This window comes from Candidatus Synechococcus spongiarum SH4 (assembly GCF_000586015.1).
Classification (GTDB): domain Bacteria; phylum Cyanobacteriota; class Cyanobacteriia; order PCC-6307; family Cyanobiaceae; genus Synechococcus_B; species Synechococcus_B spongiarum_F.
Genome location: NZ_JENA01000117.1, coordinates 1 through 5,076, shown reverse-complemented (window position 1 = coordinate 5,076; position 5,076 = coordinate 1). Strand labels below are relative to the sequence as shown.

General features: G+C 63.9%; 6 protein-coding genes. 2 read left to right on the top strand and 4 right to left on the bottom strand.

What is annotated here, in order from left to right; translation table 11 throughout:
- Positions 1 to 168 precede the first annotated feature (168 nt).
- Genes BG35_RS10665 through BG35_RS12730 form a run of 4 tightly spaced genes read right to left on the bottom strand, consistent with a single transcriptional unit; the run spans position 169 to position 3,113 of the window.
- A complete protein-coding gene (locus BG35_RS10665) occupies positions 169 to 1,059 on the bottom strand; it encodes a hypothetical protein (protein ID WP_051506179.1) in 891 nt (296 codons plus the stop codon).
- On the bottom strand, positions 1,056 to 1,532 hold the full coding sequence (larC2, locus tag BG35_RS13820) for a nickel pincer cofactor biosynthesis protein LarC2 (protein WP_269087828.1): 477 nt from the start codon (positions 1,530 to 1,532) through the stop codon (positions 1,056 to 1,058). Before larC2 ends, BG35_RS10665 begins: the two co-directional genes overlap by 4 nt.
- Positions 1,469 to 2,329: a nickel pincer cofactor biosynthesis protein LarC gene (larC, locus tag BG35_RS13815; protein ID WP_269087827.1), complete on the bottom strand. Its 861-nt coding sequence runs from the start codon at positions 2,327 to 2,329 to the stop codon at positions 1,469 to 1,471. Before larC ends, larC2 begins: the two co-directional genes overlap by 64 nt.
- Positions 2,283 to 3,113: a hypothetical protein gene (locus BG35_RS12730; RefSeq protein ID WP_025782155.1), complete on the bottom strand. Its 831-nt coding sequence runs from the start codon at positions 3,111 to 3,113 to the stop codon at positions 2,283 to 2,285. The genes larC and BG35_RS12730 overlap by 47 nt, the downstream gene beginning before the upstream one ends.
- Positions 3,114 to 3,319: 206 nt before the next feature.
- Between BG35_RS12730 and BG35_RS0106260 the strand changes: the two genes are divergently transcribed.
- Positions 3,320 to 4,696 carry an alanine/glycine:cation symporter family protein gene (locus BG35_RS0106260; RefSeq protein WP_025782154.1) on the top strand — a complete coding sequence of 459 codons (1,377 nt, stop codon included), beginning with the start codon at positions 3,320 to 3,322 and terminating at the stop codon, positions 4,694 to 4,696.
- 39 nt (positions 4,697 to 4,735) lie between these two features.
- Positions 4,736 to 5,065 carry a DUF565 domain-containing protein gene (locus tag BG35_RS0106255; RefSeq protein WP_025782153.1) on the top strand — a complete coding sequence of 110 codons (330 nt, stop codon included), beginning with the start codon at positions 4,736 to 4,738 and terminating at the stop codon, positions 5,063 to 5,065.
- The last annotated feature ends 11 nt before the right edge of the window (positions 5,066 to 5,076 follow it).

Here is a 5,076-nt window from a genome sequence, read left to right as displayed (position 1 = left end):
TTTGAGGAAGCACCATGATAAAGAGAAGCCGAGTGGCTCATAAACCAATCCATTTTAGGAAGCACATTGCTCCCATTGAAGAGGATGTACATAGATTGTAATAATATCACAACACCCAAGTTCTGGATAAGCTCAGGAGGACAAGGGTTTACTCTAATCCCCCAAGCCTCACTCCCCAAGCCGCTGCCGCTGCCAGGGCATCCCCCATGGTGGACGCCACCCGGTAGGCGAGGGCGGTGGCCAGCAGGGCCGCCTCGTCCGACACCAGGCCCCCCAGCCACAGCACCAGCACCAGTTCGAACACCCCCAGGCCGGCGGGGCGCCGGGGATGACCAGGCCGGCTGTCCACGCCAGGGCAAAAGCGGCGAGCAGGGATCCCGGCGGCGCTCCTGGGGGCAGGAACGCGGCAGCACAGAGGGCGAAGCCCAGATAGCGCACCAGGACAAAAGCCGTCTCCGCCAGCAGCGGACCGCCCGGGAACGATCCCGGCAACACCTGGCCGGGGGACAGCTTGGCGGTGGTGACTTCCCCAAACCGAGGCAGCTTGACACGGCGCAGGAGGCGTTTCAGCAGGGGCTTTTGCCACCCCGGCAGCAGACACAACACCGCCAGAGGCCCCAGCAGGCCCAAGCCCCGCTGCCAGCCCCCCAGGGGCAACAGCAACAGGGCGGCAACGGCCATCAGCAGGGGATCCAGCAACACCCCCATGGCGGCCTGGCCCCAACCATGACCATGACTCCGCAGCAGTTGGATCCGCCCTGCCAAGTGCCAGATCCCGCCTGGGATGTACTTGAGTAGATTCGTTCGGGCAAAGACAACTACCGCCTGATCTGTGGGCAGGGGACAGCGCAGCCAGCGCAGCAGCACCGCCCAGGCCACGCCATTGACGGCCACCGCCAGACCGCTCACCAGCGCGCCAGCCACCAACAGCCACCAATCCGAGGGGCTTGGGGTCAACTCCAGAAGTTGCCGGCCCTGATCCGCCGTGGCCCACCCCAGGCAGCCGATACACACCAGGCTCACGGCCCAGCGGCCCACCAGGCCCGTTGTCTTCCTCAAGGCTCCAGGAAGGATTGCACCTGTCGGCGCACCTCCTGGAGGGGCAACTGGTGGCGGCGGGCCAGGGCCGCCAGGTCCCCGTGTTCCGCCTTGCCCCGCCTGCTGCCGTCCGGCAAGGTGGCCCACTTGATCCGTACCGGCCCCAACGGAGTCTGTCGCTGCTCCTGGCGCCGGGGCAGGACCCAGCGGTGGTGCCACTGCTCCCGTAAGCCCAGGGTGGTGGAGTGGCTCCACAGAAGCTGCCGGAGCGCTTTCACGTGGTCAGGCCGCGCCAGAATCTCCACCAGGTGACCGGGGCGCTGCTTTTTCATGTGAATGGGTTGTAGCCAGGCATCCAGGGCGCCACCCTCCAGCATGACCTGTTGCAGGGTGGCCAGCGCTTCTCCGTCCATGTCGTCGATTTGACAACTCACCAGCACCACCCACTCCTGGAACGGCTCCAGCGGGGGGCGGGGCGTCCGGGACCGGGCCATGGCTCCGCCAGCAGCAACCGCACCTGATTGGGGCGATCCAACCGGCGCTGTCCAAGACCGATGCCCACCTGGCGCGGCGCCAGTGCCGGCGCCGCGCCGAAGCACCGACTCCAGGTGACCGCCAGCGCCAGTCCCGTGGGGGTCACCAGCTCTCCTGGGGGCCAGCCTTCACAGCCCAGCAAAGGAACGCGGTGGGCACTGGCCAGTTCCAGCACTGCCGGGGCGGGGATGGGCAACAGGCCGTGGGCCGTGGTTACGGAGCCATGGCCTGCGGGCAGGGGGGAGCAACTGACGGTTTCCACCCCCAGATGGCAAAGGCCGGCACACACACCCAGCACGTCGGCAACGGCATCCAGGGCCCCCACCTCGTGGAAATGAACCTCATCCACCGTGCAGCCGTGAACCCGGGCCTCCGCCTCCGCCAACAGCCCGAAGCAGCGCAGCGCCGCCTTCCGCACCGGATCCTCCAGGGGGGCGCTCAGCAGGAGTTGGCGCAAGTGGCGCCAATGGCGGTGATCCTCCTGGGGGGTCAACACCTCCACGTGGGCCTTGATGCCCCGTAATCCGCCGTTGCTGCCCGGCCGGGTCACAATGCGGCATTGATCCGCCAGGCCCAGTTGGCCCAAGGGTTGATTGAGGACCGCCGCCGGTACGCCCAGATCCGCCAGGGCCGCCAGGAGCATATCCCCCGCAATGCCGGTGGGACAGTCCCAGTGGAGAATCGCTTGGGTCATGGGTAGGCGCCCCTCGTCAAGACACCGGGGCTGCATCACCGCCAACGGTGACCGCAAGGGCATCCAGTTGCCGGTTGAATTTCATCAATTGCTCGTCACTCAGGGATTGGCGGCTGGTGTGGCCAAAGTGGCGTTTCAGGAAGGCTCGGCCCTGGTCGGTGGTCCAACCCAACTGGCGCAACAGGGTATTGCCGTTCTGAATCAGCAGCTCCCGGGAGGGCGGTGGCTGCTGAAGCTGCCCAGGCAACGGCGCCGTACACGGATCCGCCGAGGGAGATAGTGTCTGCAGGGCGGCAATATAGAGCCGTAGATCCTGGTAGCGGGTGATCCTGCTGCGCTCCATGTAGCCCAACCAACGCTCCAGGTACACACTCTCCTGGTTCCGATCCCAGCCCAATCTTTCCAGTTGCGCTTCCACCAGGGCCAGGTCTTCACTCCAATCCGCCGGTTCGGAGGCGTCTTCAGATTCAGAGACGGCAGGGCCGGGAGGAGACGGCCGTGGCGTCAGCGTCACGGCTTGGGGAGAGACGGTTGGCGACCCAGGGGGGGCCTCCTCCGGCTCCGGCTTCAGGGGCTCCGGCTTGAGGATATCCGCTGCCGGCACGGGCGCTTCCACCGTAGGCGGTGGAGAGGGGGGCTGTTGGTCCGGGGCGGGGTGGGTCTCCAGAAGCATCCGGGCGGCCCGGCGGCGGGCCCGGTCTTCCGCCACCTCGGCGGTGGTGGCTTCGCCAAAAGCCATGGCCAACAACCGGCCTCCCCCCTCGCAACTGGCTTCCACCACCCGCGCCCCCAACTCGGCATGAACAAGCCGTACCCGCCAAATCTGTTTGGTGGCGTCGGAGGTCACGGGACGGTGTTCAACAGGATGGCCCTATAGGGTACAGAGACAGAACCAGCCCATGGGGCGGCGTCCTACAATGTAAGAGAAAGAGCAAGTTGCTCGCCAGATCGCTTAGATGCTCCTGGGTGTTCATGGGGTACTGATACACCACAACAAAAGGTTGACAACTCGGCCATTCGGCTTAGGCTGGCAGGGAACTGGAACCCAAACACATGGTGACACTGTTGCCCTCGGTGGCTGCTGTGACGGAAGGAGGAATTGAGGCATTAGTTAAGTCTATCAACGATCCCATCAACAGTTTTGCCTGGGGCTGGCCCACGGTGGCGCTGATCGCTGCAACGGGCATTCTGCTGATGGTGCGGCTCGGCTTCATGCCAATCCGGCGGCTGGGCTATGGTTTCCGCCTGATGCTGAAGCCCACGGACGCATCGGACAAGGACGGGGATATTACCCCTTTCCAGGCCTTGATGACCTCCCTCTCCGCCACAGTGGGCACCGGCAACATTGCCGGTGTGGCATCAGCCATCTTCGTGGGTGGACCCGGAGCCGTGTTCTGGATGTGGGTCGTTGCCTTCTTCGGCATTGCCACGAAGTACGCCGAAGCGGTCCTGGCGGTGCATCATCGAGAAGTGGACCCCTTGGGCAACCATGTGGGCGGCCCCATGTACTACATCAAGAACGGCCTGGGACCGGCTTGGGGTTGGCTGGGGGTGGCGTTTGCCCTCTTTGGCATGTTGGCGGCGTTCGGCATCGGCAACGGGGTTCAATCGTTTGAGGTGGCCAAGGCGCTGGGAACGGTTGGCATCCCCAACTGGATAACCGCCGTGGTGATGGGGGCGCTGGTGTTCGCGGTCATCATTGGCGGCGTCAAACGGATCGCCCAGGCAGCCTCTGCGGTGGTGCCTTTCATGGCCGTCGCCTATGTTGCGGTTTGTGTGGTGATGCTGGCGGGCAATGCAGCCGCAGTGCCCGCCGCCGTTGGCAGTATTTTTTCCGATGCCTTCACGGGAGAGGCTATGGCAGGCGGCGCCGTTGGCACGGTGATTCTTCAAGGCTTCAAGCGGGGGATCTTCTCCAATGAAGCCGGTCTGGGTAGTGCTCCCATCGCCCACGCAGCAGCAAAAACAAGTAGTCCTGTCCGCCAGGGCGCCATCGCCATGCTGGGCACTTTTATCGATACCATCGTCATCTGCACCTTGACGGCCCTGGTGATCATCTCCAGCGGCGCCTTGAACGGGGCGGGTGAAGGAGGCTCCAACCTGTCCATCGCGGCTTTCAACGAAAGCATAAGCGGCAGTGGCTGGGTTGTGACCTTGAGTCTGTTGCTCTTTGCCTTCACCACCGTGCTGGGCTGGAGTTTCTACGGCGAGAAATGCACCGAGTTTCTCTTTGGCGTAAACGCCATCAAGCCTTTTCGCCTCGTGTGGGTGGCGGTTGTGGTCATTGGCTCCATTGCCGGTGATCGGGGTATTGTCTGGGGTGTGGCCGATACCCTGAACGGCCTCATGGCAATTCCCAACCTGATTGCCCTGGTGCTCCTTTCCGGCACGGTCTACAAGCTCACCAGAGACTACGCCTTCTCCGAGTAGGGCTTCCCCTTGGTCAACGGAGAGTTCTGATCGGTAGTGATGCAGCGCACCCGCCTACGCCAGGTTATGGGGGGAACCTTCCCCTCCCTGGCCCTTTGGGCGGCCAATCCCTGGCGCCATGCGTCCTTGCTGGCCGTGGTCTTCACGACGGCGTTCTTTCTGGGGAACAGCATCACCACCGTTGTCGGCTCGCTGAACTTCCTGGATCCCATAGTGGCCATTATCACCATGGCCTTGACGGAAGTGTTGGTGAGACAGCGGCCACGGCTGCAGCGACAGGCCAACCGCCTGTGGCTCCACTTGGCGGACGGTCTTCGTCTGGGCTTCCTCTACGGAGTGATCCTGGATGGATACCGCTTCATGACCTAAACCCAATAAGA